At 68.4% G+C, this 25,729-nt stretch carries 26 protein-coding genes and 1 tRNA gene; 17 read left to right on the top strand and 10 right to left on the bottom strand.

Translation table 11 applies throughout. From position 1 onward, the window contains the following. The first annotated feature begins 66 nt into the window (after positions 1–66). Complete coding sequence (locus DJ82_RS09235; RefSeq protein ID WP_094581642.1) at positions 67–2,814, top strand: PAS domain S-box protein; 2,748 nt, start codon at positions 67–69, stop codon at positions 2,812–2,814. Between the two features lie 3 nt (positions 2,815–2,817). Here the strand turns inward: DJ82_RS09235 and DJ82_RS09240 are convergent, their stop codons facing one another. Then, a complete protein-coding gene (locus DJ82_RS09240) occupies positions 2,818–3,588 on the bottom strand; it encodes a VOC family protein (protein ID WP_094581643.1) in 771 nt (256 codons plus the stop codon). Positions 3,589–3,817: 229 nt separating this feature from the next. Here DJ82_RS09240 and DJ82_RS09245 point away from each other — a divergent pair, with 229 nt between their 5' ends. The 10 genes from DJ82_RS09245 (at position 3,818) to DJ82_RS09290 (ending at position 14,015) form a co-directional block, all read left to right on the top strand. Next, positions 3,818–4,936 (top strand): UbiA family prenyltransferase, encoded by a 1,119-nt coding sequence (locus DJ82_RS09245; RefSeq protein ID WP_094557287.1) that lies wholly within the window; start codon positions 3,818–3,820, stop codon positions 4,934–4,936. Between the two features lie 86 nt (positions 4,937–5,022). After that, a complete protein-coding gene (locus tag DJ82_RS09250) occupies positions 5,023–6,771 on the top strand; it encodes a histidine kinase N-terminal 7TM domain-containing protein (RefSeq protein ID WP_094581644.1) in 1,749 nt (582 codons plus the stop codon). A 58-nt stretch (positions 6,772–6,829) separates the two neighbouring features. Next, on the top strand, positions 6,830–7,261 hold the full coding sequence (locus DJ82_RS09255) for an EamA family transporter (RefSeq protein ID WP_094522992.1): 432 nt from the start codon (positions 6,830–6,832) through the stop codon (positions 7,259–7,261). A 104-nt stretch (positions 7,262–7,365) separates the two neighbouring features. Continuing rightward, positions 7,366–8,868: an MATE family efflux transporter gene (locus tag DJ82_RS09260; protein WP_094581645.1), complete on the top strand. Its 1,503-nt coding sequence runs from the start codon at positions 7,366–7,368 to the stop codon at positions 8,866–8,868. A 93-nt stretch (positions 8,869–8,961) separates the two neighbouring features. Next, positions 8,962–9,951 carry a class I SAM-dependent methyltransferase family protein gene (locus DJ82_RS09265; RefSeq protein ID WP_094581646.1) on the top strand — a complete coding sequence of 330 codons (990 nt, stop codon included), beginning with the start codon at positions 8,962–8,964 and terminating at the stop codon, positions 9,949–9,951. A 131-nt stretch (positions 9,952–10,082) separates the two neighbouring features. Continuing rightward, on the top strand, positions 10,083–10,304 hold the full coding sequence (locus DJ82_RS09270) for a hypothetical protein (RefSeq protein ID WP_094522986.1): 222 nt from the start codon (positions 10,083–10,085) through the stop codon (positions 10,302–10,304). Then, positions 10,291–10,680 (top strand): peptide ABC transporter ATP-binding protein, encoded by a 390-nt coding sequence (locus tag DJ82_RS09275; protein ID WP_094522984.1) that lies wholly within the window; start codon positions 10,291–10,293, stop codon positions 10,678–10,680. Before DJ82_RS09270 ends, DJ82_RS09275 begins: the two co-directional genes overlap by 14 nt. Before the next feature lie 598 nt (positions 10,681–11,278). Further along, a tRNA-Thr gene (locus DJ82_RS09280) sits at positions 11,279–11,351 on the top strand. A gap of 712 nt (positions 11,352–12,063) precedes the next feature. Continuing rightward, positions 12,064–12,795 carry a YfhO family protein gene (locus DJ82_RS09285; RefSeq protein ID WP_143420532.1) on the top strand — a complete coding sequence of 244 codons (732 nt, stop codon included), beginning with the start codon at positions 12,064–12,066 and terminating at the stop codon, positions 12,793–12,795. A 2-nt stretch (positions 12,796–12,797) separates the two neighbouring features. Continuing rightward, complete coding sequence (locus tag DJ82_RS09290; protein WP_094581648.1) at positions 12,798–14,015, top strand: DCC1-like thiol-disulfide oxidoreductase family protein; 1,218 nt, start codon at positions 12,798–12,800, stop codon at positions 14,013–14,015. Between the two features lie 31 nt (positions 14,016–14,046). Here the strand turns inward: DJ82_RS09290 and DJ82_RS15340 are convergent, their stop codons facing one another. Further along, on the bottom strand, positions 14,047–14,367 hold the full coding sequence (locus tag DJ82_RS15340) for a hypothetical protein (RefSeq protein WP_241881487.1): 321 nt from the start codon (positions 14,365–14,367) through the stop codon (positions 14,047–14,049). A gap of 109 nt (positions 14,368–14,476) precedes the next feature. On the opposite strand from DJ82_RS15340, the gene DJ82_RS14565 reads away from it, so the two are divergent. Further along, on the top strand, positions 14,477–14,608 hold the full coding sequence (locus DJ82_RS14565) for a rubrerythrin-like domain-containing protein (protein ID WP_143420533.1): 132 nt from the start codon (positions 14,477–14,479) through the stop codon (positions 14,606–14,608). A gap of 15 nt (positions 14,609–14,623) precedes the next feature. On the opposite strand, the gene DJ82_RS09300 is transcribed toward DJ82_RS14565, so the two are convergent. From DJ82_RS09300 to proS, 3 genes are all read right to left on the bottom strand, one after another. After that, complete coding sequence (locus tag DJ82_RS09300) at positions 14,624–15,820, bottom strand: hypothetical protein (protein ID WP_094581650.1); 1,197 nt, start codon at positions 15,818–15,820, stop codon at positions 14,624–14,626. Between the two features lie 143 nt (positions 15,821–15,963). Then, positions 15,964–17,079, bottom strand: coding sequence for a hypothetical protein (locus tag DJ82_RS09305; RefSeq protein WP_094581651.1), 1,116 nt, complete (start codon positions 17,077–17,079; stop codon positions 15,964–15,966). Positions 17,080–17,236: 157 nt separating this feature from the next. After that, the gene (gene proS, locus DJ82_RS09310; protein ID WP_094581652.1) at positions 17,237–18,712 is read right to left on the bottom strand and encodes a proline--tRNA ligase; all 1,476 of its coding nucleotides are present in this window, start codon (positions 18,710–18,712) and stop codon (positions 17,237–17,239) included. A gap of 173 nt (positions 18,713–18,885) precedes the next feature. Between proS and DJ82_RS09315 the strand changes: the two genes are divergently transcribed. Further along, positions 18,886–19,488, top strand: a complete 603-nt coding sequence (locus DJ82_RS09315; protein ID WP_094581653.1) for a CoA pyrophosphatase — start codon at positions 18,886–18,888, stop codon at positions 19,486–19,488. Positions 19,489–19,538: 50 nt separating this feature from the next. Beyond that, positions 19,539–19,886, top strand: coding sequence for a hypothetical protein (locus tag DJ82_RS09320; RefSeq protein WP_094557293.1), 348 nt, complete (start codon positions 19,539–19,541; stop codon positions 19,884–19,886). A 102-nt stretch (positions 19,887–19,988) separates the two neighbouring features. Here the strand turns inward: DJ82_RS09320 and DJ82_RS09325 are convergent, their stop codons facing one another. Next, positions 19,989–20,504: a DUF371 domain-containing protein gene (locus tag DJ82_RS09325; RefSeq protein ID WP_094581654.1), complete on the bottom strand. Its 516-nt coding sequence runs from the start codon at positions 20,502–20,504 to the stop codon at positions 19,989–19,991. Positions 20,505–20,544: 40 nt separating this feature from the next. After that, the gene (locus tag DJ82_RS09330) at positions 20,545–21,375 is read right to left on the bottom strand and encodes an amidohydrolase family protein (RefSeq protein WP_094524062.1); all 831 of its coding nucleotides are present in this window, start codon (positions 21,373–21,375) and stop codon (positions 20,545–20,547) included. 150 nt (positions 21,376–21,525) lie between these two features. Here DJ82_RS09330 and DJ82_RS09335 point away from each other — a divergent pair, with 150 nt between their 5' ends. Beyond that, complete coding sequence (locus tag DJ82_RS09335) at positions 21,526–21,975, top strand: N-acetyltransferase (RefSeq protein WP_094581655.1); 450 nt, start codon at positions 21,526–21,528, stop codon at positions 21,973–21,975. Between the two features lie 42 nt (positions 21,976–22,017). Here DJ82_RS09335 and DJ82_RS09340 read toward each other — a convergent pair whose 3' ends face one another. Together DJ82_RS09340 and DJ82_RS09345 are read right to left on the bottom strand one after the other, a co-directional pair. After that, the gene (locus DJ82_RS09340; RefSeq protein ID WP_094524060.1) at positions 22,018–23,199 is read right to left on the bottom strand and encodes a redox-regulated ATPase YchF; all 1,182 of its coding nucleotides are present in this window, start codon (positions 23,197–23,199) and stop codon (positions 22,018–22,020) included. A gap of 86 nt (positions 23,200–23,285) precedes the next feature. Further along, positions 23,286–23,876, bottom strand: coding sequence for a hypothetical protein (locus DJ82_RS09345; protein WP_094524059.1), 591 nt, complete (start codon positions 23,874–23,876; stop codon positions 23,286–23,288). Positions 23,877–24,024: 148 nt separating this feature from the next. Here DJ82_RS09345 and DJ82_RS09350 point away from each other — a divergent pair, with 148 nt between their 5' ends. After that, on the top strand, positions 24,025–24,558 hold the full coding sequence (locus tag DJ82_RS09350) for a halocyanin domain-containing protein (RefSeq protein ID WP_094581656.1): 534 nt from the start codon (positions 24,025–24,027) through the stop codon (positions 24,556–24,558). Positions 24,559–24,668: 110 nt separating this feature from the next. On the opposite strand, the gene DJ82_RS09355 is transcribed toward DJ82_RS09350, so the two are convergent. Beyond that, positions 24,669–25,187 carry a hypothetical protein gene (locus tag DJ82_RS09355; protein WP_094581657.1) on the bottom strand — a complete coding sequence of 173 codons (519 nt, stop codon included), beginning with the start codon at positions 25,185–25,187 and terminating at the stop codon, positions 24,669–24,671. Positions 25,188–25,327: 140 nt separating this feature from the next. Between DJ82_RS09355 and DJ82_RS09360 the strand changes: the two genes are divergently transcribed. Continuing rightward, complete coding sequence (locus DJ82_RS09360; protein ID WP_094524056.1) at positions 25,328–25,603, top strand: cytochrome C oxidase subunit IV family protein; 276 nt, start codon at positions 25,328–25,330, stop codon at positions 25,601–25,603. Positions 25,604–25,729 lie beyond the last annotated feature (126 nt).

A 25,729-nucleotide genomic window follows, 5' to 3' on the forward strand; every position in this document is an offset into this window, starting at 1 on the left:
TAGGGCGGACGATGTTTCCGCTGACCGACCAAATGGTTATACGCCCGTCACCTGTAGTCGGGATCAATGACCGACCGGATCCGCGTCCTCCTCGTCGACGACGACGCCGACCTCGCGGAGGTGACGGGGTCGTTCCTCGAACGCGAGGACGAGCGGATCACCGTCGAGGCCGCCCCGAACGCGACGGTCGGGATGGAGCGGCTCGGCGAGGGCGAGATCGACTGCGTCGTCTCCGACCACGACATGCCCGGGCCGAACGGGATCGAGTTCTTAGAGCGCGTCCGGGAGCGCGATCCCGACCTCCCCTTCGTCCTGTACACCGGAAAGGGGTCGGAGACGGTCGCCAGCGAGGCGATCTCCGCCGGGGTGACGGACTACCTCCAGAAGGGCGGCGGCACCGAACAGTACGAGATCCTCGCGAACCGGATCACCGACGCCGTCATGAAGCGCCGCGCCGAGCGCGAGGCCGAACGGACCCGGACGCACCTGCGCGCGATCACCGACAACTCGATGGACGCGATCGTCACCATCGACGCCGACAGCGAGATCCGGTTCGCGAACCCCGCCGTCGAACGGCTGTTCGGCTACGCGCCGAGCGAGCTGGAGGGAGAACCGCTGACGAAGCTGATGCCGGACCGGAAGGCCGCGGATCACACCGCTGGGGTCGAACGGTACGTCTCCGGCGGTGACCCGAAGATGGACTGGTCGGCCGTCGAGTTCCCGGGCCAGCACCGCGAGGGCCACGAGGTGCCGCTGTCGATCTCCTTCGGCGAGTTCGAGGAAGACGGTGAGCGCCGGTTCGTCGGGATCATCCGAGACGTGACCGAGCGCGAGCGGCATCGCGCGTTCCTCGAGCGCTCCAACGACATCGTCTCGGCGCTCGACGCGGACGGGATGTTCCAGTACGCGAGCCCGTCCGTCGAGTCGCTCCTCGGCTACGAGCCGGCGGACCTCCTCGGTGAGGACGCGTTCGAGTACGTGCACCCGGACGACCGCCAACGCGTCCTCGAAGGGTTCAGGGAGTCGATCGCCGGCGACGCGGAGAATCCGACGATAGAGCACCGGCTGGAGCGCGCCGACGGCGACTACCTGTGGGTGGAGTCTGTCGGCAGCAACAGGCTCGACGACAGCGGGATCGACGGGTACGTGATCAACACGCGGGACGTCTCCGACCGGAAGGGGCGCGAGGAGAAGCTGGCCCGTCTCCGCGAGTGGACGCGGGACCTCAACTACACCCGCACGGTCGAGGAGACGACGCAGCTGGCGGTGGACGCCGCGTCGGCGATCATCGGCGCGGAGCTGAGCGGGATCCACCTAGAGAACGACGCCGGAGATGCGCTGGAGCCGATCGCGCTCGCGGAGTCGGTCCCCATGTTCTTCGACGAGCAGCCGTCGTACGACCGAGGCGGGCCGCCGGGGTCGCGCGCGGCCCTCGCGTGGGAGGCGTACCGCGGCGACGAGCCGCTCGCGATCGACGAGCTCTCCGAGTCTGACCGCCTCGACGAGGAGACGCCAGCGGAGAGTCTCGTGCTCCACCCGATCGAGGGGCACGGGCTGTTCGTCATCTCCGCGTCGGCGGCGAACGCGTTCACCGACACGGACGTCCTCATCGCCGTGATCCTGGCGAACCACCTGGAGGCCGCCCTCGACCGCGTCGACCGCGAGACGCGCTTGGAGCGGCTTCACGACGCGACGCGGAACCTGATCCGCGCGGATTCTCGAGAGGCGATCGCCGAGCGCGTCGTCGACGCCGCGGCCGAAGTGCTCGGCTTCTCCGTGACGACCGTCCGGATCCACGACGAGGACGCCGGCGGGCTGGTCCCGGTCGCCGTGTCGGAGGCCGTCGAGGCGACGCTCCCCGAGCGCGAGGTGTTCACGCCCGACGGCGGGAGCCTCAACTGGGCGGCCTACGAGGCGAACGAGGTCCGGGTGTACGACGACATCGAGACTCTCGACGCCGTCGACAACGGGACGGGGCTCCGGAGCCTGATGATCCTCCCGGCGGGCGAGTACGGGACGGTATCGATCGGCGAAACCGACCCCGGCGTCTTCGACGGGACCGACGTGTTCCTCGCGAAGATCCTCGCGACCGCCGCGGAGACGGCGTTCCAGTCGGAGGCCCGTACCGAGCGGCTCCACCGGCGGAGCGCGGAGCTAGAACGGCAGAACGACCGGCTGGAGGAGTTCGCAAGCGTGGTCTCCCACGACCTCCGAAACCCGCTCAACGTGGCGCAGGGCCGGGTAGAGCTGGCTCGAGACGACTGCGACTCGCCGCACCTGGACGCCGCGGCCGGCGCCCATGAACGGATGGACGGACTGATCAGCGACCTGCTCACTCTCGCCCGCGAGGGGGAGCGCGTGAGCGACACGGAGCTCGTTGACTTCGCGGCGGTCGTCGAGTCCTGCTGGCTGAACGTCGACACCGCGGACGCGACGCTCGCCGTCGAGACCGACCTGACGCTGCACGCCGACGAGAGCCGGCTGCAACAGCTGATCGAGAACCTGATGCGCAACAGCGTCGAGCACGGCGGCGATCGCGTCGCCGTCACGGTGGGCGGCCTGACCGACGGCGACGGGTTCTTCGTCGCAGACAACGGGCCCGGAATCCCGCCCGACGACCGGGAGGACGTGTTCGACGTCGGCTACTCGACCTCGCGGGAGGGGACTGGGTTCGGCCTCCGGATCGTCGAGCAGGTGGCGACCGCTCACGGCTGGGACGTGCGGGTCACGGACGACCCCGAGCTGGGCGGCGCCCGGTTCGAGGTGCACGGCGTCGACGTCGCGGAGCGAGCGGCGAGAAACGAGGGGCGCTGACGCCTACTCCCGGACGAGCAGTTCGATCTCGTGGCCGTCTTGATCCTTCGTGAACGCGTAGTTGTGGTCGCAGGAGGCGGGGTCGCGGTAGTCCGGCGCCTCGCGGGTCATCAGCGTCTCCCACGCCTCGTCGAGGTCGTCGACGCGGACGCAGAGGTGGCCCCAGCCGTCGCCCATCGTGTACTCGCGGCCGTCGTAGTTGTACGTGAGCTCCAGCTTCATCGCCTCCTTCGGGGCGTCCTCGGGAGCCATGAAGTAGTTCGAGAAGGTGTCCGCCTCCCAGCGGCCACCCGGCTGCTCCGTGTACTCGAACTTGCGGGTCCAGTAGCCGAGCGCCTCGTCGGCGTCCTCGACGCGGATCATCGTGTGGTCGATGCTCCACTTCTCGCCGTAGTCGCGCTTGACGATCTCGATCTCGTGGCCGTCCGGGTCCTTCACGAACGCGTAGCGGTTGCCGCACGACTCGGGGTCTCGGTAGTCCTCGACGCCCTCCGCCATCAGCTGGTCGTACGACTCCTGGAGAGCGTCCTCGGGGACGCGCACGGCGATGTGACCCCACGCGTCGCCGATCTCGTAGGTGCGGTCGCCGTGGTTGTAGGTGAGCTCTAAGAGCGCGCCGTCCTCGTGGACGTCCTCGGGGCCGAGGTAGACGTTGGTGAACGTGTCCGCCTCCCAGCGTCCCTTCTCCTCGTAGTTCAGGTGCGTCTGGAACCAGTCGAGGCTCTCCTCTAAGTCCTCGACGCGGATCATCGTGTGGTCGAAGGTTCCGTCCATAGGGGACGGATCGGCCGCTCGCCCCAAAAGCGTACTGAAGGGGGCACGGAGGACTCGGGACGCCGCCGATCCACCGGTGGGCGACGCACGCGAGATCGAATCGGCTCAGTCGGAGATAAAACGCCCACTATTATCAGTTTGTTTATTCATTTTATTATGTATAAATAGGTTCGGTGGTTTGAGTATAGCTGGCGGGTGCCACCGACAGTCGGGGTGCCGGCCGCAAACAATGTCAAACAGGACAGATCCGCCGTCGGAGTTCATCGACGGCACCGACTCGGAGAATCACACCGAACAGTTCCCGTCCGAGACGCCGCCGCGCGCCTCGACGGAGTCGACGCCACCGCGTCGAGAGTCAGCGGCGCCGAAAGGCACGTCTCCGGCCGCGGTCGGGACGACTACCGACCCCGCGCGCCTCCTCGGCGCGTTCGCGTCGGGGGCCCCGTTCATCGCGCTCGTCGCGGCCGTCGAGACGCTCATCGCGACCGTTCTGCTGGGCGTCCGGCCGACAGCCGCCCCGGTGGTCGTCGCACTGGTCACCTTCGCGGTGTACACCGTCGACCACGTCGCCGACGCCGACGCCGACGCGGCTTCGACCCCGCAGCGGGCGCTGCTCGCCCGGCGCTACGGAGACCAGCTGATGGTCGCCGCCACGCTCGCGTACGGCACCGCGGTCGCGCTCGCGGTCATCGGCGGACCGGTCGCGCTCGCGGTCACGCTGCTCCCCGGTGCGTTCTGGGTCGTGTACGCCTCCGACTGGTTGCCCGACCTCGGCCGGGCCGTCGGCGACGTCCTCGCGAGCGTCGCGCCCGACGACCAGCCCGTCGGGCGAGTCGATGCGGGGGTCACCGACGGCGGGCACAGCTACGTCCCCCGCCTGAAGGACGTGCTCGTCGTCAACTCGATCGTCGTCGCCGTGGGGTGGGCGACCGCCCTCACGTTCCTCCCGATCGCGTTCGCCGAGGCGGCGGTGGGGCCGGCCGTCCCGGTCGTCTTCGCGTACTTCCTCCTCCGGTCGTTCGTCGACGCCGAACTCCCGAACGTCCGGGACGTGGAGGCGGACGCGGCGGTCGGCGTCGAGACGCTCCCCGTCGTGCTCGGCGTCGCCCGGACCCGGCGGGTGCTGTACGGCGTCGACCTGATCGTCGCGGGCGCCGTGACGGCCGCCGCCGTCGCCGGGCTGTTCGCGTGGCCGCTCGTCGGGGCGCTCGGCGTCGGCATCGTCGCGTCGGTCTGCGTCACCGCCCTCGCCGGCCGCGTCGACGACGCCGCGGTCCTCGGCGTCGCCCCGGACTGCACTTACCTCGTCGTCGGCGCCGCGATCGCGGGGGTGTCGCTGGTCGGCTGACCGACTCCCGCCGTCCGCCCGATCGCGGCGCGGATGTCGAATCAGGGAAACAAAATGATTTATATCACCTTTACATGTAATTAAGTGTGATCGGGCTGAGTCCGCTCTCCATCGCGCTTCTCGCCGCGGTCGTGACCGGGATGTCCGCGGCGATCCTCGCGTGGCGGGAGCGGCCGGAGGCGGGGGCGACGTGGCTCGCGCTGCTCCTCTTCGGGCAGGTGTGGTGGACGACGTTCCTCGTCTTCGAGTTAGAGGCGTCGACGCTCGCCGCGAAGGCGCTCTGGTACGACGTGCAGTGGGTCGGCGTGGTAGTGGTCCCGGTCGGGTGGCTGCTGTTCGCGCTGGAGTACACGGGCCGCGACCGGTACGTGCGGCCGAGCGTCGTGGCGGCGGCCTGCGTCGCACCGGCGATAACCGTCCTCGTGGTCGCGACGGGCGACCCGTTGGGGCTCATCACCACCGACCGCGCGGTCGCCGACACCGCGGTCGGGTCGTTCCTCCGCGTCGACGTCGGTCCCTGGTACTACGTCATCGCCGGCTACACCTACCTGATGGGGCTGATCGGGTCGGTCCCGATCCTCCAGCTCGTCCGCGACGACGCCCGCCCGTTCCGGGGGCAGAGCGCGGCGCTGCTCGTGGGGACGGCGGTGCCGTGGGTGAGCAGCGTCCTCTATCTCACCGGGGCGATCCCCATCCCCGGACTCGACCCGACCCCCGTCGCGTTCGCGGCCTCCGGGGTCGCGTACCTCCTCGCGCTGTCGCGGTTCCGGCTGCTCACGCTCACGCCCGCGCCGCGCCGCCGGGCGCGCCAGCTCGTCTTCGAGCAGCTCCACGACCCCGTGTTCGTCGTCGGCACCGAGGGCCACGTGCTCGACCTGAACCGCAGCGCCGCCGACGTGTTCGAGGTCGACCGCCGAACGGCGGTCGGGGAGGCGGCCGGCGCGGTCGTACCCCGCTACGACACGCTCGACGGTGAACGGGGCGACGTCGGGCCCCTCTCGATCGTGGGACGGAACGGGCGCCGACCGTACGAGGTCACGGTGCGACGCGTGACCGACAACCACGGTCGGGCGGTCGGGCGGCTCATGGTCTTCCACGACGTTGGCGAGTATCTCGGTCAGCAGCAGCGGCTGAACGTGCTCAACAGGGTGTTTCGACACGACGTCCGGACCGAGACGAACCTGATCCACGGGTACGCCGACCGACTGACGGCCGACTCCGGAGACGAGCGCGCGCTGTCGGTCGTCAAGGAGAGCGCATCGCGGATCCTCGATCTCAGCGAGCGGACCCGGACCGCGAGCGAACTGTTCGACCCGGTCTCGGAGCCGGAGCCGCCGGTCGCGCTGTCCGCGGTCGTCGAGGAGGCGGCGGCCGACCTCCGCGAGGAGTTCCCAGACGCTCGGGTGTCGATCGACGGGGACGTGCCGGACGTGCCGGTTCCGTCGACCCTCCGCGTCGTCGCGGCGAACCTCTGTTCGAACGCGGTCGAGCACGACGACGCGGACGCGCCGTCCGTGTGGATCGAGGCGACCGTCGCGAACGGCTGGGTCGAGGTCTCCGTCGCCGACGACGGCCCGGGGATCGACCCGGCCGAGTACGAGGTCTTGGCGCAGGGCACGGAGACGCCGCTGGAACACGGCAGCGGGATCGGCCTCTGGATCGTGAAGTGGGGGATCGACGAGGTCGGCGGGAGCGTCTCCTTCGCGGAGCGGGAGCCCCGCGGGACGGCCGTCACGGTCTCCGTCCCCACCGGCGACGCGGCGCCGGCGGGCGGGGAGGAGTCGGCCGGCGCCGAGACCCACGCGTCCGCCGGCTCCGCGGGCACGGGTCGGTAGCCGCCGGCCGACGGCCGCGGGTCGGTAGGCACTAGTTCGCCACGGTCGACCCGCCGGTATGGACGCTACGTATCTCCCCTACGCGCTCCTCGCGATGGGCGCGTACGCGCTCGTCTCGCCGCTGATGCGCGTCGCGACCACGGGACCGGACGCGGTCCCGAGCGACGTCGCCGTCGTGGTCTCTAACACCCTGCTCATCTGCATGGCCGTCGGCGTGCTCGCGTACACCGGCCAGGGGTTTGCCGTCCACCTCGGGTCGCCGAAGATCCTCCACGTGCTCGCGGCCGGAGTGTTCCTCGGGATCGGCATCCTGGCGCTGTACCGGTCGCTCGCGTTGGGGCCGGTGAGCGTCGTGACGCCCATCTTCGCGATGTTCCTCGTCTTCTCGTCTGTGATCGGCTTCCTCTTCCTCGGCGAGTCGTTCACCGCCCGCAAGGCGGTCGGGATCGTCTTCGCCGCCGCGGCCGTGTACCTCGTGTCGGGCGCCTGAGATCTGTCTCCGCCTCAACGTCGCGGTCGAGTCCCCCCGATCCGGAAACGACCGCCGCGTGACGAAATCCCTTTAGCGCCCACCGGGAAAGAGGCGTACTCGCAGTGGTCCGCCTCCCGAACCCCTTCCGCGCGCTCATCTTGTACATCGGCTTCGCCCTCGCGAGGGCGGGACTGATCGACCGCCACCGGGTGGTCCGGACGACGGACCTCGCGTGGCCGCGGATCGTCACGGGGATCGCTCGAATGTCGAAGAACGCAGTCGACGTCGCGATGGTTGGCGTCGCGGTCGGCACCAGCGCGGTCGCCGGCGTCGGGTTCGCCGGGCCGTACTGGGGGCTCTCGTTCGCGATCGGCGGCGGCGTCGCCGGCGGTACCATCGCCCTGGTCTCCCAGCGGTACGGCGCGGCGGCGTACGGCGAGCTCGGCGACGCCGTGCGGTCGAGCGTCCTCCTCGTCGTGCTCGTCACGCTCCCCGTCAGCTCGGCGTTCTGGCTGTACGCGCCGGCGTTCATCGACGTCCTGAGCAGCAACGAGGCCGCGATCGCGCTCGGGGCCGACTACCTCCGCGTCGTCGGGCTCGGGGTGCCGTTCGCCACGCTCAACCTCGTCGGGAGCCGCGTCTTGGTCGGCTGCGACGACGCGTACACCGCGATGCAGGTGCGGGCGGGGGGCGCGCTCGCGAACATCGTCCTCAGCGCGCTGTTCATCTTCGGGTTCGGCTGGGGGGTCGAGGGCGCCGCGGTCGGTACCGTCCTCTCGAACGTCCTCGCCGTCGCCGGCTTCGCCGTCGGGATCGTGCGCGGTAGCGCACCCCTGATCGGCGAGTTCCCGGTCGCCATCGACCCCTTCGGCTCCTACCTGAACCCGGACATGCTCCGCGACCTCGTCGAGATCGGGCTCCCGGTCGGCGCGCGCAACCTCGTGTGGACCGCCGCGGAGTTCCCGATGCTCGCCATCCTCGACGTGTTCGGCGAGAACACGGTGGCCGCGTTCGTCATCGCACGGCGCATCTGGGGGCTCATGAACACGCCCGGCTGGGGGTTCGGGCTCGCCTCCTCAAGCCTCGTCGGACAGGAACTCGGCGGCGAGGACCCCGGGGAGGCGGAGGCGTACGCCCGCGACATCATCCGCTTCTCCGTGGCGACGTACGTCGTCTCCGCGGCGCTGATCGCCGCGTTCGCGACCGACATCGTGGTGCTGTTCGCGGAGAGCCCACAGAGCCCGGAGGTCCCGATCGCCGTGAACCTCGTGTACGCCGCCTGCGTCGCCGTCGTGTTCCAGGGCGTCTCCGGCGGGGCGGCGGGACCGCTCGACGCGGCCGGCGACACGAAGATCCCCTTCGCGAGCCAGTTTCTGGGAATGTTCTGCGTCTCGATCCCGCTCGCGTACGTCGGCGCTAACGACGTGACCCCCGCGCTCGACGTGCCCCTGACCGGGCTCACGCTCCCGGAGGTCGCGCTCCCCGCGATCGGGCTGTGGGGCCTCTACACGGCGTTCCTCGCGGAGACGACGATCCCCGCCGCGATCAACTACTGGCGGTTCCGATCCGGAAAGTGGAAGCGGATAAGCGAGGCGTATCGTCCGGGGGCGCGCGCGGACGACTGACTCCGGCGCCGCGGTCGCACCGGATCGTCGGCCCGTCCGTCCCGGACGGCCGAAAGCGTCAGCGTTTATGGCTCGCTCCGCCTCTCCGCGACAATGAGCGTTCCCTGCGTCGCCGTCGACCGCGAGCGCGGAGAGGCCGTCCGCGAGCGCCTCGCCGAGGCGGGCGTCCTCGACGGCGACCACGAGATCGCGGTCGAGGGCGACACCATCTACATCCCCGTCACGGACCCGGAAGCGGTGCCTGCCGACCTCGACGCGTCCGTCGTCGAGCGCGACGCCGCCGAGCGCGATCGCCCGCAGACGCCGACCGACGTCCTCGGATACGAGCCCTCGCTGGAGCGCCTCGGCGACATCGTCATCGTCGACGAGGACGACGACGAGCGCGCCCGCGAGATCGCCGACGCGGTGATGGCCTCCGACGTGCCCTGCGAGACGGTGCTCAACCGCGCGTCGCCGATCGAGGGCGAGCTCCGCGTCCGGCGGTGGGACGTGCTGGCCGGGAACGGCACGGAGACCGTCCACCGCGAGTACGGCCACGAGTTCCTGCTCGACGTCGCCGAGGTGTACTTCTCGCCGCGGCTCGCCACGGAGCGCCACAGCGTGATCGAGCGGGCCGAGGCGGGCGAGACCGCCGTCGACATGTTCGCGGGCGTCGGCCCCTACGCGGTGCCGTTGGCGTCCCGCGGCGCCGACGTGATCGCCTGTGACCTCAACGAGCGCGCCGTCGACTACCTCCGCGAGAACGCGGCCCGGAACGGGGTCGCCGACCGCGTGACCGCGATCGCCGGCGACGTGCGGGAGATCGCGGACGAGTACGCCGACGCGGCCGACCGGCTGGTGATGAACCTCCCGCACTCCGCCGACGCGTTCCTCGACACCGCCGTTCGGCTGGCCGGCGACGACTGCGCGGTCCACTACTACGACATTCAGCACGAGGACGACCCGTTCGGCCCCGGAGCGCGGGCGATCCGCGAGGCGGCCGGCGACGAGTACGCGGTCGACATCGAGACGGAGCGCGTCGTCCGGTCGTACGCGCCCCACGAGTACAACGTCTGCCTCGACGTCCGGCTGACGCGGCTCTGAAGCGCGGTTCGGTCGGTCGCGCCTGCGACGCCGGCGTCATCACGTGTCGGTGACTCCCCGTCGCCAGCGCCGCCGGTGGTTTCGACAGAGTGACAATTTTATAGTACTGTGGTACGTGGTATCCATCGACTATGAGCGACACAGTCGACCCGGAGGAGCGCATCGACGAGACGACCACGTGGCCCGACCTCGCAATCGGGCTCTACGACCGGCTGACCGGCCGCAACGCAGAGATCGTGTACGAGTTCGAGGACATGAGCGTCGACGTCCCCAGCGGAACCGGCGACGACGTCGAGCACGCCAACTGGCGGCTCGACGGCACCGTGCGGGTCACGACCCGTGAGCGGGACTGACGCGAGGGCGCCGCTCTCGGTCGTCACGGAGGACCTCACGCTCACCGTCGACGGCGTCGATCTCGACGTCCGCTCGACCGGCGAGCGGCTGTTCGTCGAGGTACCGACCGTCCGCGACGCGATCCGGGTCGTCCGGAGGCTACCGGAGAACGGCGACGCACGCGCCCCCGCCGCGCTGTTGACCGCGACGCGCCTCACGACCGAGGTCCGGGTCCGCGGTCGGACGGTCGCGGTGATCGGCGCGGACGCGCGCCCGGGGCGCCTCTCCCGCGAGCTCGGCGTCGCACCGGCGGAGGTGCGGGTCGCGGGCGCTCTCGGGGCCGGCGCGAGCGGTCTCTCGGCGATCGCGAGCGAGCCGCGGCGGCTCTTCGCTTAGGGGCGCGGCGAGCGTCGGACGAGCGCCGCCCCTCGCCGAGTGGCTCTCACACCGATAACTACCGAGGAGACCGGATGGACTGACCGACAGCGCGGCAGTCGTCCCGCCCGGGAACGAGCGGGTCGGGACGACACGGCCCGTCACATGACAAGAGTTCGCGGCCGTCGGAGCGTCGAGGTCAGAGGCGATTTCGCGCTTGACACGTCGGAGACGTGGGTGGACGACGGCCGCGGTGGATCGCTGATAGTGGTGACCGCCACGTCGGGTCGCCGTGGGGGAAGCGACCGACGAGAGTATCGGCACCCGGCACGGGCTTCGACCGGGCACGCACCACCGACGGAGCCGATCTCCGCCGTCGCGGCGCGACCACACTGTACTGAAGACCTGAACAAGTATTTATGTTTTTTCCTTATACACCTGTGATAGTATCGATAGAAACCGCCGCATCTAGGTAGAATTAGACTTTAACCGAGACGAACGACAACAATTTGAGGGCGCGGGGATCGAGAGATGTCGAGGGCATCGAGCCCGCGCCCGGTCCCCGAGCCGTCGTCGTTTCGGAACCCTTATTTTGCCGTTCGGGAATTGTTAGACGCGCGCCGGGGTAGCTCAGCTGGCAGAGCGATTCCTTCGTAAGGAATAGGTCGGGGGTTCAAATCCCTCCTCCGGCTTCGAGAATAACGGCTTCAATGCTTTCTACATCACTCTGTCCGTTGTTGCGTCTCGTCTGAAACTGCCTATTGCTGGCGTACTGATCGCGCTCCAAGACGGACGTTTCGGACCGAATCCGTCGTGCGTTCTGGGTGGTCGAACGCCGCCAATGAGAACCGAGGAGACGATTAAATCAAATTCATAACCCAATCCCACTCGGTTCTCAGCCGGTCTAAACTATCGGCGGAGCGCTGGTAAACGACGACTAAGACTGGTAACCAGAGTTCCCTCTCGACAATATCGACTTACGTGAGAGTCGTGAAACGTCTGGTCGAGACTGGAAACAGTCATTCCTCCAGAACTGGTCGTCAGTAACTTGGATCGCGGTCTCATCAGCCGTGATGTGACCCAGATCAGCATACGAGACCGGCTATACATCACCTTTCGAAACACTGCTGTGAACGGTAGGTAGACAGCGACCGCCACCCGATATATCGGAAATAAAGACGTTGTCTGAGAGTTAAATCACGATTAAACGGAGCCAGATACCGAGCTTCATTGCAGGCTCGCGTGTGATCTCTCGCTCCGGGAATACAGCTCGTAGAACACGCTAGAGTTGTTGAGGCGGACGATCTCAAGCATAGACCAGTCAAAGATCGGACCGCCTCACTCCACTTTCCTATCTGAACTCTATCCAGAGAATTTAAGATTAAATTGTGTATAACAAATACTTTGAGTTCAATTCACACTTTCATGGGGCAACCGATCGTGATAGGCATCGCAGGGCTAATTGAGATTCTGCGTCCATACGCAGAGCTGATTCTTCCGATGGTGTTTTGTGGGTTCTTCTTACTGAGCGCGCTGGCAGTGATATTCTCTGACCGGCAATACGTCACGAAATCGTACTTAGCGGGATTTCTCATCGTTCTCTTACTGTTCCAAACAGTCATTCCGATCACCATCAGCCCGTTCATAAACTGGCATAAGTTTTCGGAGCCGAAGCCGATCGAATCGACCGAGTACGAGATTCGCGTCGTCGACGCGAACGGACAGGAGATCAAAGTCGATGAAAAGGCGCTATTAGCGCACGACGGTATTTACCCCCTGCCTGCGGAACGACTCGTTTCGAACGAATCGAGCGAGGAGGATCAGGAGATCGCCCGGTGGCTACTCGATCGGACAAATACGTATCGCACAGCGGTGGAGCGCGGACACCCGACTCGAGGAACGGTACCGTCCGACGTTTGGAACAATCCCCGTCGTCTGTACCGTTTCCCGGCACACAGTTCCGGCGGGTGGACGGCGGAGGAGTTGAGTGGGTACTCTGAGTTTGTCGGAATCCGCGTATATCAAGTTCGAACGGTAACCTCCACCGACGGAACGGAAATCACCTCCCGGTCCGAAGAGTTGGTTTTGGAGCTGTACCCGGAACGAGGCGCCGATAACGCGACGAGGATGAACTAACGATGTTCGTCAACTACGCTTCAGATCCTGAACGCGACTCGCCGATAAATCTCACAGCGGCCCGGGGGATCACCGGCTTCTGGCTCGTCTGGAAGACGGCCATGTATGACTGGCCGCTCTTCCTCACGGTCCCGTATTACCAGACTCCGGAGTACGCCTGGGCTGTGCCGCCGGTTGCACCTGGATTGATCCTGACCGTCGAAAAGTGGCTCCTGATCGGTCTCCTCGTCGGATTCGTCGTCGGATATCGGATCCGATTCACGGCAGTCACCGGCGCACTTCTTCTGGCTCATCTGGCAGTGGTTCGAGCGACGCTCGTCGGCAGCGGGGAGACGGAAGCGCTCTATATCGGCGTCTACTTTCTGATCCTGTTCGCGCTGTTCCACGACTCGGAGGGCCTGTCCGTCGATTTCTTCCGCCGAACCAAACACGAGTCACTTGAGACGCTCAGACACCGTCTCGAATCCGACGGGGCGTCCTACAGGATGCCTGCGCTCAAGTGGTGCCTCATCGTCATCGCGATTATTTACTTCGGAGCCGGATACGACAAGGTGTTCCACGACGGGCTCCTGAATCCGAGCCTCGAGTTCGCGGCCGCTGATAACCTCGCTCGGATCGTCACCACGTACCGACCGGACGGTCCGCTAAAGTTCGTCGCGGAGTACCCGCTGCTCACGCGCACAGCGGGAATCGGAACGCTAGTGTTAGAACTCGGGTTCCTCATCGCGGTCCTCGCAAAAATCAGTATCACACCGATAATACTTGGACTACTGTCGTTCACCGCCTCCAATCGCCTGTTGCTCGGAATTCACTTCGTTGACGTGTACTTCATTCTACTCCTGTTCGCGAGCTGGGACATCGGATTCAAACGTCTCATCAGGCACCGAGGGATCACAGTCGTGTTCGACGAACAGTGCCGCACCTGTATGCGTGCTCTCACCCCGTTTGCGCTTCTCGACGTCTCGGACAGTATAGAATTTTATTCACAGAGCGAGGCCCCGAGTCGGTACGCTCAGCGGACCGACATCGATATGTCCAGTGGTGTGTGCGTGTTCCGAGACGGTGATCGGTACGAGGGGTACGATGCGGGTCGCGAACTTCTTGACCAGTATCGTTGTTTCGTCCCAATCGTTTGGGTCATGCGTCTTTCGTTCGTCGAACACGTCACCGCTCGAGTCTACGGATACGTCGCGCGAAAGGGCGACCGAAACATCGCGTGAAATGATCGGAACAGCGGAAACGACCCATGACTCAGGTCCGTCGTTTGGTGATCCGTGCCGTCACGACACCGGCGGCGACGAGCATAGCGCCGATGAGGGCGTTCAACGCGAGTCCGAGCGATTCGCCGGCGGCCGCGTTCACGACCCCGAGGTACAGGAAGAACACTGCGGCAACGGCGTGGAGGGTGAAGACGCCGGTCGGCGCGTTCGCTCCGAGATTGAAACCGATTTCCATACGTTCTATACGTCGATTCGGGTGAAAAAGGAACGGATTCCGGGTCGTTCGTTCGTCTGCCCTCAACTCCGCGGCGACCCGGAACCGACGCATTGGCGGGCCGTTGACGCCGAGCACGGTTCGGAACGCGATCTGATCGCACGTTCATCCGATCGCGTTAAGAATGCACTATTCTATAAAGAATAATAGGATCGAATCTATGTTACTTGGTACCATTTCCACTATTATGCGACCAGAATCAGAGAGCGACGGACGAGAACTGTACGAATGTTTCGAATGCGGGGCGCGAACGGACTCCGGCGGCACGTGTGAGTGCGGCGGCGAGCTCAAGCACCTCGGGCGGTCACGGGACCTCTGACGAGGGGGAGACGCGTCACTCGCCGCCTTCGTTCGCTGTTCGGTCGGTGTCGCCGGCGGCGTCGCCCTCGCCGGCCGCGTCGTATCCGGGCAGCGAGAGCACGTTCTCGCGGCCGAGCCGGAACCCGTCGAGGTCCCCCTCGTCCGGAAGCCCCGTCACGACTTGGCTGGTCTTGGCGGCGGTCCAGTCCAGCTCCTCGGCGACCCGTTTCTGTTTCATCCGACCGCCGTTCTCCTCGACGAGTCGGATCACCTGCTCCTCGTTGCTCAGCAGGTCCTCGTCGACCGGCGGCGCCGCCACGTCGGCGTCCTCGTCCGCGGCGGCGCTCGGCTCGCTCTTCTCGGCGTCCGGGCCGCCGGTCGCGTCGTTCTCGCCCGATCCGGCCGCGGTCGAGACGCTCGCGCCGTCGGCCGCGGTCGAAGTGGCCGCTCCGGACTCTGCCGGTTTCGACGTCGCCACCGGCGCCTCGCCCGAAGCCGACGCCCCCCACGGGCGGCGGCGGTAGCCGACCACGGCGACGACCGCCACGAGCAGTCCGAGGGCGACGAACGGGAGCAGCCCGGCGGCGAGTCCCTCCGGTTCGATCGTCACGCGCGGTTCCCCCTCGGTGAAGTCGACCGGCCCCTGCCAGACGACGGCGTCGTCACGGGTCTCCGTCGGGGTCGGGGACGCCTCGCCGAGTCGGTACCCGTCTTCCCACGAGACGATGAGCGACGTGCTCTCGTCGAGGAACAGCGCGTCGACGGCGTCCCCCACGAGGAGTCGGTCGCCGTCGACGGCCGCGAAGTTGCTCCACTCGAACCGGTACGTCAGGACGCCGTACGACTGCGGGAGTTCGCGTCGCTCGGCGCTCACGCTGACGTTCGTGACGTTCATCTCGCGGCCCGTCGCGTTCTCGGCGGCCCCCGCAGTCGTGCGCATCCGCTCGCCGAACCGGCTCGTGTACGCGTCCGGGTCCGACTCCACGTCGGCGCGGAGCTCCTCGAAGGCCTGCTCCTCGTCGTCGTCCGCGAGGCGGATCCGGTACTGGGTCTCCCAGACCGCGTCGCCGTCGGGTTCGACTGTGACCGCTATCAGGACGTCGTCCGGGCTGACGTCCATCTGATCGAAGCCGCCGGACGGGAGCCCCGCCCCGGTCTGTGCGGCCCCGACCGACGCGAGGCCGGCGCTGGCGACGAGCGCGACGACGAGAAGGAGTACCGTTCGCTGCACGGGCGGACAGTTACGAGGCTCGGATAAATCGCTTCCTATCTTCAAAACGAGACCGCCCGCGATTCGGGCGGCTCGGCGGGCGCGCGACGGAGCCGCTCGGCTCCGTCTCGGTCGCCTCGGACCGCGGCCGGAGCCGCCGCGACTCAGCCATCGACACCGCCGACGACCCCTCGAAAGAAGTCGGTGCCGTCCGTCAGCGATCCGGCGAGACGGTCAGCGACGGCGTCGACGGCGCTCACGGCGCTGGCACCGGGGACTGAGTCGTTACCGGCGCCGCGGTCGTCGCCGGCGCCGCGGTCGTCGCCGGCGCCGCGGTCGTCGCCGGCGGGCGCGGACCCCCCGTCGCCCTGAGCGGTCGCGTTCCCTCCGTCCGCACCGTCACTGCGGTCGCCGCCGTCACCGCGACCGGCCCCCTCGTTCGCGTTCCCCGAACCGTCCGTCGGCGTCCCGACCGCGTTCGTCGAGTCGCCGGTCGCGTTCGTCGCGTTGCCGTCGGCGTCACTCCCGTCGCCGCGGTCGGGCGGACCCTCGCCGGCCGTCCCGTCACCGGTCCCGGGAACGCCGTCGCCGCCGTCGCCCCCCTCACCGGGACCCGGATCGCTCTCTGGACCCGCGTTCTCAGGCGGGCCGCGTCGCTCGGCCGCCAACGGCCCACCGACGTCGTTTCCGGCGACGCCGCGGGCGATCGCCGCGACCTCCGGGCCGCTCGCCTCGTTGGCGCGCTCGCGAAGCTCGCCGAGTCGCTCCTCATCGAGGCCGCGGTCCGCCCGAACCGACTCGGGGGGATCGCGGGCGACGTCGGCGCTTCGGTTCGCCTCGCGCTTGACCGTCTCCGCCCGGGCGCCGAGCTCCGCCATCCGCGCGGCGAACTCGCCTTGAGTCAGTTCACCGGCGTCGCGGCGCTCGCGGAGTTCTCGCTGCCGCCGCTCGATATCGGTCAGTCGCCCCTCGGTCCGGTTCAACCGCTCCTCGACTAGGTCGGCCCGGTCCTCAGCGTTCTCCGTCCGGTTGAGTGCTACCTCGAACGCCCGCGAATCGACTTCGCCGGCTATCTCGGCCCGCTGGACCCCTATCACGCCTGAAAGGCGCTCACCGGGGCTGATGTCGGTCACGTTCGCCGTCTCGTTGCCCTCGGCCGTCTCGTTCGTCGCCCCCGGGTCCCCCTGCGCGACGGCCGTCCCGACCGGGCCGGCCGCGGCGATCCCGACGACGCCGACTACCGCGAACGCGACGACGAGGAGCGCGATACCTCGGTTCATCACCTGACGGTAGGCGACGTATCCGTATATAAACCGATCTCCGTTAAGTCGGATCAACGCGGATTAAACGCGGGACGGCGGCGGGGTGTTCACGAGCGGGCTCGCGGACCGTGCGAGTACCGGCGACGACGCCGGGGAGCGTCGTCGGCTCTACGCCTCAGTACGACTTCGCGAAGTAGGCGGTCCGTTCGGCGTCCTCGCCGCAGATCGCACACGTCTCGTCGCCCTCGCCGTCGACGAGCGGGTCGTCGTCCTCGAACGGGACCATCACGATCTCGGCGGCCATCGGCTCCTTGATCGGCTCCTCGCAGGCCTCGTCGCCGCACCACGGCGTCTTCACGTAGCCGCCGTGCTGGCCGAGCGTCCCGAGGATCTCGGCGCGGTCCTCGGCCTCGCGGACCTCGCCGTCGAGCGTCTCCTCCGCGGCCGCGTACAGCTTCGCGTACACCTCGTCGAGGTGGTCGCGGACCGTGTCGACGACGCCCTCGCGGTCCTCGACGACGCTCTCCCCGTCGGGGCGGTGAACGAGCGTGAGCTCGCCGTCCTCGACCTCGTGGGGGCCGATCTCAATCCGGATCGGGATCCCGTTGAGCTCGTGTTCGTTGAACTTGAAGCCGGGGTTGCGCTCGTCGCGGTCGTCGAGCTCGACGCGGACGACCGCCGCGTCGAGGTCGTCGGCGACGCCCTCGGCGTACTCCAGTACGTCGTCTTTCGTGTCCTCCTGCCAGATCGGGACGACGACGACCTGCTCGGGGGCGACGCCGGGCGGGAGCACGAGCCCCTGCTCGTCGGAGTGGGTCATGATCAGCGCGCCGAGCGCGCGCCACGAGAGCCCCCACGAGGTGGTGTGCGCGAGCCGCTCCTCCTCGTCCTCGTCGGAGAAGGTGATGTCGAACGCCTCCGCGAACGACTGTCCGAGGTGGTGGGAGGTCGCCCCCTGCACCGACTTCCCGTCGGGCATCAGCGCCTCGACGGTCGTCGTCGTGTCCGCGCCGGGGAACTTGTCGTGGTCGGGCTTCTGTCCCTTCAGGACGGGCATCGCCAGCAGGTCCTCGTAGACGGACTCGTACTGGTCGAGCCGCGTCATGGTCTCGTCCCACGCGTCCTCGCTCGTCGCGTGCGCGGTGTGGCCCTCCTGCCAGAGGAACTCCTTCGTGCGGAAGAACGGCTTCGTCTCCGTCGCCTCCCAGCGCACGACCGAGCACCACTGGTTCACGCGCAGCGGGAGGTCGCGGTGGCTCCGCACCCACTGGCTGATGTACGGCGTGATGATCGACTCGGAGGTGGGGCGGACGGCGAGCCGCTCTTCGAGCTCCTTCGTGCCCGCCTGGGTCACCCACGCGACCTCGGGGTCGAACCCCTCGACGATGTCCTTCTCCCGTTCGAGGTACGACTCGGGAATGAAGAGGGGGAAGTAGGCGTTCTGGACGCCGGTCTCCTTGAACTTCGCGTCGAGGAACCCCTGCAGGCGCTCCCAGACGGCGTACGCGCGCGGCCGGGTGACGATGAACCCGCTCATCCCGTCGGGGCCGTAGTCGGCCAGCCCGGCCTTCTGTACGACTTCGGCGTACCACTCGCCGGTGTTGTGTGACTTGGACTCGGTGATACCGAGTTCTTGGTCGTCGTCGCTCATTGTCGTGTGAAGGGTCGGTCGCGGGCTTAAAACGTCCGAAGCCGTGCGGGCCGTTGGGACGCGATGGGCCGGACGCGGCGGGCCGAATGCGGCGTCTCCCTCGCCGCCGCCGATCGTTTCAGACCGCAGGAACGCGGAGAAACGTTAACCCCTTCCCGGCGCCTACGGCCGGTATGGACCTGTCGGGGCTGCGTCGGTACACGCCCGAGAAAGTGACTCGGGCGCGCCGCGAGGCGGCGGTGCTGGCGCCCGTCGTCGAGCGCGGCGGCGAGGCCCACCTGCTGTTCACGAAGCGCGCCGCACACCTCGGGGAACACCCGGGGCAGATGAGCTTCCCCGGGGGCGGCCGCGAGCCGATCGACCGGACCCTGACCGACACCGCCCTCCGCGAGGCGAACGAGGAGGTCGGGATGCGGCCCGACGAGGTCGACGTCGTCGGGCGGCTCGACGACACGCGGACCTCCTCGGCCTACCGGATCGGGCCGTTCGTCGGCGTCGCGCCCGACCGGGAGTACGTCCCCGACGAGTCGGAGGTGGCCGAGGTCGCGGTCCTCCCCGTAAGCGGGCTGACCGACGCCGCGAACTACGAGTCGGAGCGTCGCATCGGCCACCCGGAGTACGGCGACCACCGAGTCCACTTCTTCCACGTCGACGGCTACACCGTCTGGGGCGTGACGGGTCGGATGGTCGTGCAGCTGCTGGAGCGCACGACCGACTGGCGCGCCCCCGAGGAGGTCGACCGAGTCGTCGGAGCGGACGCGGAGCTCCCGATCTGAGGCCGGTCCCGAACGTGCGATTTTAGTACGTACCAGCAAAATCCGCCGGTGTGTCCGAACTGGTGGAGACCCTCCGCGGCGTCGACGGCGCCGAGGCTCGCGTGATAGCCTCTCTCGACTCCCTCGATTTCACGGTCGAGTACATCCGAGCTGACTTGGAGTCGCGCTACTCCGACCGGGACCTCGAATCTGCGTATCGGCTGATCATGGCGAGTCAGGTCACCGGCGACGAGTTCAGGGAGCTCATCGACGAGGAGTTCGAGGCCCAGACGCTGTTCTTCGAGAACGTCGTCGTGCTCGTGTTGCCCGCGGCGCGCTACGAGGCCGTCTTCGCGTCGTTCGATCGCGAGGACCCGTTCCCGACCACCGACCTGATCGACGCCGCCGGCCGGCTCTGACCGGACCGGACGAGGGACCCGCGTTCACTGCTCAACTCGGCCTCGTTTCGTCTCAGTCCGTATCGCTTCGTCTCAGTCCGCATCGCCTCGCCTCGCACCGCCTCACTCCGCCGGTTCGACGGCCAGCCGCAGCGCGACCGGCGCGCCCTCGGCGAGCGCGGCGACGAGGTCGCGGTCGAGGTCGGCGGCCGCCCCGTCGCCGTCGACCAGGATCGTGCGCTCGTCGTCGGTGTAGTCGCTCGTCCGTCCGACCATCGAGCGGTCGTCGAGGAGCGTCAGGTCGGGGTCGCCGCGTCCGGCGATCCGGTCGACGTGCGCCGGGGCCGCGAGGTCGACCGCCTCGTCGCCCGGCTCCCCGACGGCGATCGTCGCAGAGACGGTCGCGTCCGCGTCTCGACACGCCTCTCGGAACGACGCCGAGAAGTCGCGGGGCGCGCGTTCGGCCGCGACGCCGACGATGCAGTCGCCGGCGGGCGTGAGCCAGTCGTCCGTCGTGAACTCGAACGTGCTCGCGTGCTCGGCGGTGACGTGCTCGTGGCCGGCCGCGCGAACGACCTCGACAAGGGGGTCGTCGTCGGCGTCGTCGCCGTCGTCGATTTCGCTCTCGGCGTCGCTCATGCTCGTCGGGTCGGCGGTGCCGCGACAAGTGACCGTCGGTTCAGACGTCCGCGCCCTCGGCGAGCGCGGGGATCAGCCGAGCCGGGTTCTTCGCGAACACGCGGCGCATCAGGTCCTCGGAGACGTCGAGCGTGAGCACCTCCATCACGCCGACGTTCGGGTGGACGTCCGGCGCGCCGGAGCCGAAGAGGACGCGGTCCGGGTGCTCCAAGACGCCGCGTTCGAGCACCTCTCGGTAGCGCACGGCGCTCGTGTCGACGTAGAGCCGGTCGTGATCGTCGAGCAGGTCGAGGGTCTCGTTCATCAGGTCGGCGTCGAGCGGGTAGCCGCCGAAGCTCGCGAGGACGACCGGGAGGTCGTAGTCGAGCAGCTCGCGCTCGACCGCCTCGGGCGGGAACTCCCTGCCGGCGTGGACGATGAGCGGGAGGTCGGCCGCCTCAAGCCGCCGCAACACGTCCTCGTTCGGGAGCCCGTCGACGTGGGGGACGAGCGTGAACCCGTGGAACCGGTCGTCGTAGGAGTACTGCTCGACGTCGTCCGGGCGGGCGTGGTGGTCGTCGCGCTCGGCGTAGAGGTTCCGGATCGCCGGAAGGGGGCCGGTCCCCGGATCGCGCGGGCCGTTGAGCCGGGCGAACGCGACGAACGGCCGGTCGATCGAGAGCCGCGCGACCGCGTTGTTCGCGCGGAGGTAGCTCCGGCCGGGCGAACGGCGACCGGGGCTCGCGACCGCGCGCACGACGCCCGCTTGGAGCATCTCGCGCTCCAACCGCTCGGGGGAGATGTCCCGGCCGTGCGTGGCGACCGAGGACTCGTCGGGGTCCAGCGTCGCGCGGGTGTCGACGATCCGGAAGTCGTGTTCCAGCCCGAGCATCTATCGGCCCGTCTCGGGGGATCCGCATGTGCCTGTCGGTCTCACGCCGGATCGCTCCGCGAATCCGGACCGGACCGCGGCGCGGGCGCCGGACGCGACGGCGACGCGCGCCGGACCAATACTGAAGGGCCGTCGCCGCGGTGGGCCGGCATGGAACTCGTCGAAGCCACCGAGGGCGACCTCGACGCGCTCGTCGAGCGGTGGTACGACCTCGCGACGTCGACGGTATCGTACTCGGAGCTGAACGAACTCGCATACGCCGACGCGAGCGAGGTCCCGGACGAGGGGTTTCGCGAGCACCTCGAGGACCCGTCGACGACCGATTACCTCGTCTCCGTCGACGGCGACACCGTCGGGTTCGTGACGCTCGAAACGGGTCACCGTCCCTCCCGAGCGCGGTCCCGGTACCTGAAGATCGTGAACCTCGCCGTCGACGAGGAGCACCGAAACCGGGGCTACGGCGCGGCGGTCGTGGAGCGCGTGCGGGCGATGGCTGGCGACCGCGACTGCGACTACCTCACCGTCTCCTGCGAGTGGGACAACGACGGCGCGCGACGGTTCTATCGCGACGCGGGGTTCGAGCCGAAGCAGGTGACGTAAGCGCAGCGGGTGGAGTGAGACCGACGGCGGCCCCCGGCGGTCTCAGTTCGTGCTGACGATCCGTATCACGTCGCCCTCGCTCAGCTCGTGGCTCTCGCCGATCCGCCGCGAGGAGCGCGCGTCGACCGCGTGGAGGTACCCCTCACCGATATCGGTGTGGACCGCGTACGCCAAGTCCGGCGGCGTCGCCCCCGACGGGAGGAGGAACGCGTCGGGGAGGACGTTCCCCGTCCCGTCCGTCCACTTCGAGGCGTCCTGCACCGGGTAGACGGTGATGCGATCGAGCAGGTCGTAGACGGCGGCGTTCAGCGCGGTCTGGACCCCGGTGCCGCCGTGTTCGTCCATCACGCCGCGGATCGCGTCGAGCCCCTCCCGCTGCCCGTCTGAGAGCTCGTCGAGGATCTCGAACTCCTCGTCGCCCGGGTCGTAGTCGACGACGCCCGCCTCGGCCGCGCGTCGGAGGCCCAGCTCGCCGTCCGCCGTCGCCGGAACGACGGGCTTGTCCGTTCCCTCGCGGATCCGGTCGAGGGCGCCGTCGGGCGCGGCGTCGATCTTATTCGCGACGACGACGATCGGCTTGGTTCGCCGGCGGGTCGCCCGCGCGAGCGCCTCGCGGTCCTCGCCGGTCCACGCCTTCGGGTCGTCCGGGTACTCCAGCCCGCGGAGGACCGCCGTCACGTCGTGTTCGGTCGCGCCGAACCCGGTCAACAGGTCCGTGATCGACGCTTCCAGGTCGAAGTCGGGCGAGCGCGACTTGCGCTCGACGCCCTCCCAGTTGCGGTCGACGATGCCCGCGAGCCACAGGTCCATCTCCTCTTCGACGAAGTCCACGTCGTCGAGGGGGTCGTGCGAGCCGACTGCCACCGGTTCGCCCTCCGCGTTCGTCGCGCCCGAGGCGTCGACGACGTTCAACACGACGTCCGCGTTCGTCAGTTCGTCGAGGAACTGATTTCCGAGCCCCTTCCCCTCGTGGGCGCCGGGGACGAGCCCGGCCACGTCGAGGAGCTCGACGGGGACGTACCGCTTCCCGTCGCGGCAGTTCTCGTTGCCGCACCGCTCCTCGCGGTCGAGACACGGGCACTCTGTCCGGACGTGCGTGACCCCGCGGTTCGCGTCGATCGTCGTGAACGGGTAGTTCGCGACGTCGACGTCGGCCATCGTCGCGGCCGTGTAGAACGTGGACTTCCCGGCGTTCGGCTTCCCCGCCAACGCGACCGTGATCATGGTCGAGGGTCGCGGCGCGGCGAAAAGCGCCTTTCGGTCGCACGCGCCGCGGTCGGCGTTCCTCCGCCGTCACCACCGCGCGGGGGTCACGGGAACTCGACGAGGTCGTCGTCGACGCCCCGGAGGCTCTCCGCGAGCCGCGAGTCCCGCGGCACGGCGTCGAGGAACGCCGCGGAGCCGAACGGGACGTCGCCGTTGACCGACACCATCCCGAGGTCGGCGGGATCGCCGTCGAGTCCGGTGAGGAACGCGACCGTGCGGACCGCCGGGACGTCGTCGACGCGGGCCGCGACGTCGACCGACCCGTACAGCGACCGGTGCGTGGCGACGTGGTGAACGCAGGTCGGCGTGGGCGCGAAACAGAGGAGATAGCGCGCGCCCGGCTCGGTGCGGCCCAGCTTCGGTCGGATCGCGTGCCGTTCGTCGGCGTGGAAGTACCGCTCCATGCGCCGGTACTGCCGCAGGACCTCGTTCGCGCCGGTCGCCCGGCGCACGGCGGCGTCGCCCTTGAGTTCGATCACGTGGTCGACCCGCTCGGGCGTCCGCAGCCGGACGTACGCGTCGACCACGCCGCGTCGCCCCTCGGCGTCGTACGGCTCCTCCAGCCGGACCTCGAGGTCGTCGTGGGCGGCCGCGTAGTGGTCGACCACGGCGGTCGCCAGCTCGTCTTCCCGCATACGTCCCGTTCAGGGCGCCGGCGGGGAATAAATCCGCCGACGGCGCGGTCCCGGCCGACCGGCAGAGGGGCTACTTAACCCCTGCGGCCGTTCCGGCGATCCGGTGTGTATCAAGAGGTTTGTAAGGCTCGACGGCGTATCTAAGCTGATGTCTGATAAGCTGAGTAGACGGCGGTACGTCGCCGGAACCGGAGCCGCGCTCGCCCTCGGAACGATCGCCGGCTGTTCCGGCGGCGGAGGGGACAGCGGAGACGGCTCCGACGGCGGAGACGGCTCCGACGGCGGCGACTCGGGCGGCTCCGGGGAGGCGCGCGACGACGTCCCGAGCGAGATCGACGACTACCTCGCGGACGCCCGGATGTACGACGGCACCATCGCGGACTACACCGGACAGGACCAGGTCACCGTCTCCGTCGGCGCCGGCGAGGGGCTGGCGTTCGACCCGGCGGCGATCCGGATCACCTCCAGCACGACCGTCGTCTGGGAGTGGACCGGCGAGGGCGGCGCCCACAACGTCGCCTCCGTAGAGGGGTCCGAGTCCGACTTCGACAGCGGGAGCGCGGTCAGCGAGGAGGGGACGACCTTCGAGCAGTCGTTCGACAACACCGGCATCCAGCTGTACAAGTGTACGCCCCACGAGGGGGTCGGGATGCTCGGCGGCATCGAAGTCGTCGAGAGCTAACGCCGCACTGCGCGCTCCTCAGTAGGCGTTCGATTTTTCCGAGGCGCGACGGCGACGACACCCGTAGCGGAAGCACCGGTCAGGTCGAATCGCCGGCATCGGCGTCGGACTCACGGGAGGAACGACCAGCGCACGTCGACGATGCGGTCGTGCTCGCTCGTCACGGTCGGGCGAGCGAGGTGGTCGTTCGCGTTGACGCCGGCCTCCGCCAGTCCGGTGAGGGCGTCTTCGAGAGACCGGTCCGAGCGCTCGACCGCGGAGTCGCGCTCGTAGGGGGCGTCGATCGGCTCGTCGGGCGCGTTCGCGAGGTCGACCCCGGCGGCGAGGTCGCCGCCGATGGCGCGCGGCGGCTGGTGGAAGCGCCAGTCGCCGACCGCGAGGAACAGCCAGACGTCGCCGTTGATCGCGTGGTACTCGCCGGTGACGTGCGCGTCCTCGTGGGCGACGATACGTGAAAGGACAGCCGTCTTCGTCCGGTAGAGAGCGTCTTTCCGGGCGGAACGGACGTTGCTCTCGGTGACGTCGCCGCGGTCGTAGGCGGCCGTCGCCTCGTCGGCGAACTGTTTCGCGACCTTGTTGACCACGTACAGCGATTCGAGCAGGTCGTCCGTCGGTTCGAGCGGGTCCACGGTGATGCCTCGGGGAGTGATCGCCGTGAGGTCGGCGCGTCGAGGCCAAAGGCGTTTCGGGGTCGTGCGGGCCTCGAACGCGCCGCCGCCCGGTCGGATGGTTAATTCTTTAAGCACGCGGCCGAACGCTCATTCAAGCAATGTCGGACGACTCGCTCAAACTGTACACAGCGATCTACGTCGCGCTCCTGGTCGCGGCGACGCTGAACTTCGTTCTCTTCGAGGCCGAGTTCCTCAACTTCACGTACGCCCAGGCGCTCGGCGGGACGCTGGTGATCGCGACCGTCAAGACGCTCCTCATCGTCGCCTACTTCCAGCACCTCCGGTGGGAGAACCGCTCGCTCAGCTACGTGATGGCGCTCGCGCTCGCGCTCACGATGCTGCTGATGGCCGCGGCGACCTACTCCATCTCTTAACCCCGCCGTCTCTTCGGTCCCCGGCACGCTCGCTTCTGCTCCGCTCCGTCCCGTCGAGCCGCCGCGCTCGTTCTCTCCGCTCCGAGTCACGACCGTACCGACCCGGCAGTTCTGACACGTTCGGCC

Source organism: Halorubrum sp. Ib24 (genome assembly GCF_002252745.1).
GTDB lineage: Archaea > Halobacteriota > Halobacteria > Halobacteriales > Haloferacaceae > Halorubrum.

Bases quoted from the DNA above. Each gene is read 5' to 3' on its own strand.
- DJ82_RS09305 (WP_094581651.1), bottom strand. From the start codon at position 17,079: ATGAACCGAGGTATCGCGCTCCTCGTCGTCGCGTTCGCGGTAGTCGGC.
- DJ82_RS09290 (WP_094581648.1), top strand. From the start codon at position 12,798: ATGTTCGTCAACTACGCTTCAGATCCTGAACGCGACTCGCCGATAAAT.
- DJ82_RS09330 (WP_094524062.1), bottom strand. From the start codon at position 21,375: ATGCTCGGGCTGGAACACGACTTCCGGATCGTCGACACCCGCGCGACG.
- DJ82_RS09255 (WP_094522992.1), top strand. From the start codon at position 6,830: ATGGACGCTACGTATCTCCCCTACGCGCTCCTCGCGATGGGCGCGTAC.
- DJ82_RS09245 (WP_094557287.1), top strand. From the start codon at position 3,818: ATGTCAAACAGGACAGATCCGCCGTCGGAGTTCATCGACGGCACCGAC.
- DJ82_RS09270 (WP_094522986.1), top strand. From the start codon at position 10,083: ATGAGCGACACAGTCGACCCGGAGGAGCGCATCGACGAGACGACCACG.
- DJ82_RS09325 (WP_094581654.1), bottom strand. From the start codon at position 20,504: ATGAGCGACGCCGAGAGCGAAATCGACGACGGCGACGACGCCGACGAC.
- DJ82_RS09315 (WP_094581653.1), top strand. From the start codon at position 18,886: ATGGACCTGTCGGGGCTGCGTCGGTACACGCCCGAGAAAGTGACTCGG.
- DJ82_RS09335 (WP_094581655.1), top strand. From the start codon at position 21,526: ATGGAACTCGTCGAAGCCACCGAGGGCGACCTCGACGCGCTCGTCGAG.
- DJ82_RS09360 (WP_094524056.1), top strand. From the start codon at position 25,328: ATGTCGGACGACTCGCTCAAACTGTACACAGCGATCTACGTCGCGCTC.
- DJ82_RS09235 (WP_094581642.1), top strand. From the start codon at position 67: ATGACCGACCGGATCCGCGTCCTCCTCGTCGACGACGACGCCGACCTC.
- DJ82_RS14565 (WP_143420533.1), top strand. From the start codon at position 14,477: ATGCGACCAGAATCAGAGAGCGACGGACGAGAACTGTACGAATGTTTC.
- DJ82_RS09240 (WP_094581643.1), bottom strand. From the start codon at position 3,588: ATGGACGGAACCTTCGACCACACGATGATCCGCGTCGAGGACTTAGAG.
- DJ82_RS09265 (WP_094581646.1), top strand. From the start codon at position 8,962: ATGAGCGTTCCCTGCGTCGCCGTCGACCGCGAGCGCGGAGAGGCCGTC.
- DJ82_RS09350 (WP_094581656.1), top strand. From the start codon at position 24,025: ATGTCTGATAAGCTGAGTAGACGGCGGTACGTCGCCGGAACCGGAGCC.
- proS (WP_094581652.1), bottom strand. From the start codon at position 18,712: ATGAGCGACGACGACCAAGAACTCGGTATCACCGAGTCCAAGTCACAC.
- DJ82_RS09345 (WP_094524059.1), bottom strand. From the start codon at position 23,876: ATGCGGGAAGACGAGCTGGCGACCGCCGTGGTCGACCACTACGCGGCC.
- DJ82_RS09340 (WP_094524060.1), bottom strand. From the start codon at position 23,199: ATGATCACGGTCGCGTTGGCGGGGAAGCCGAACGCCGGGAAGTCCACG.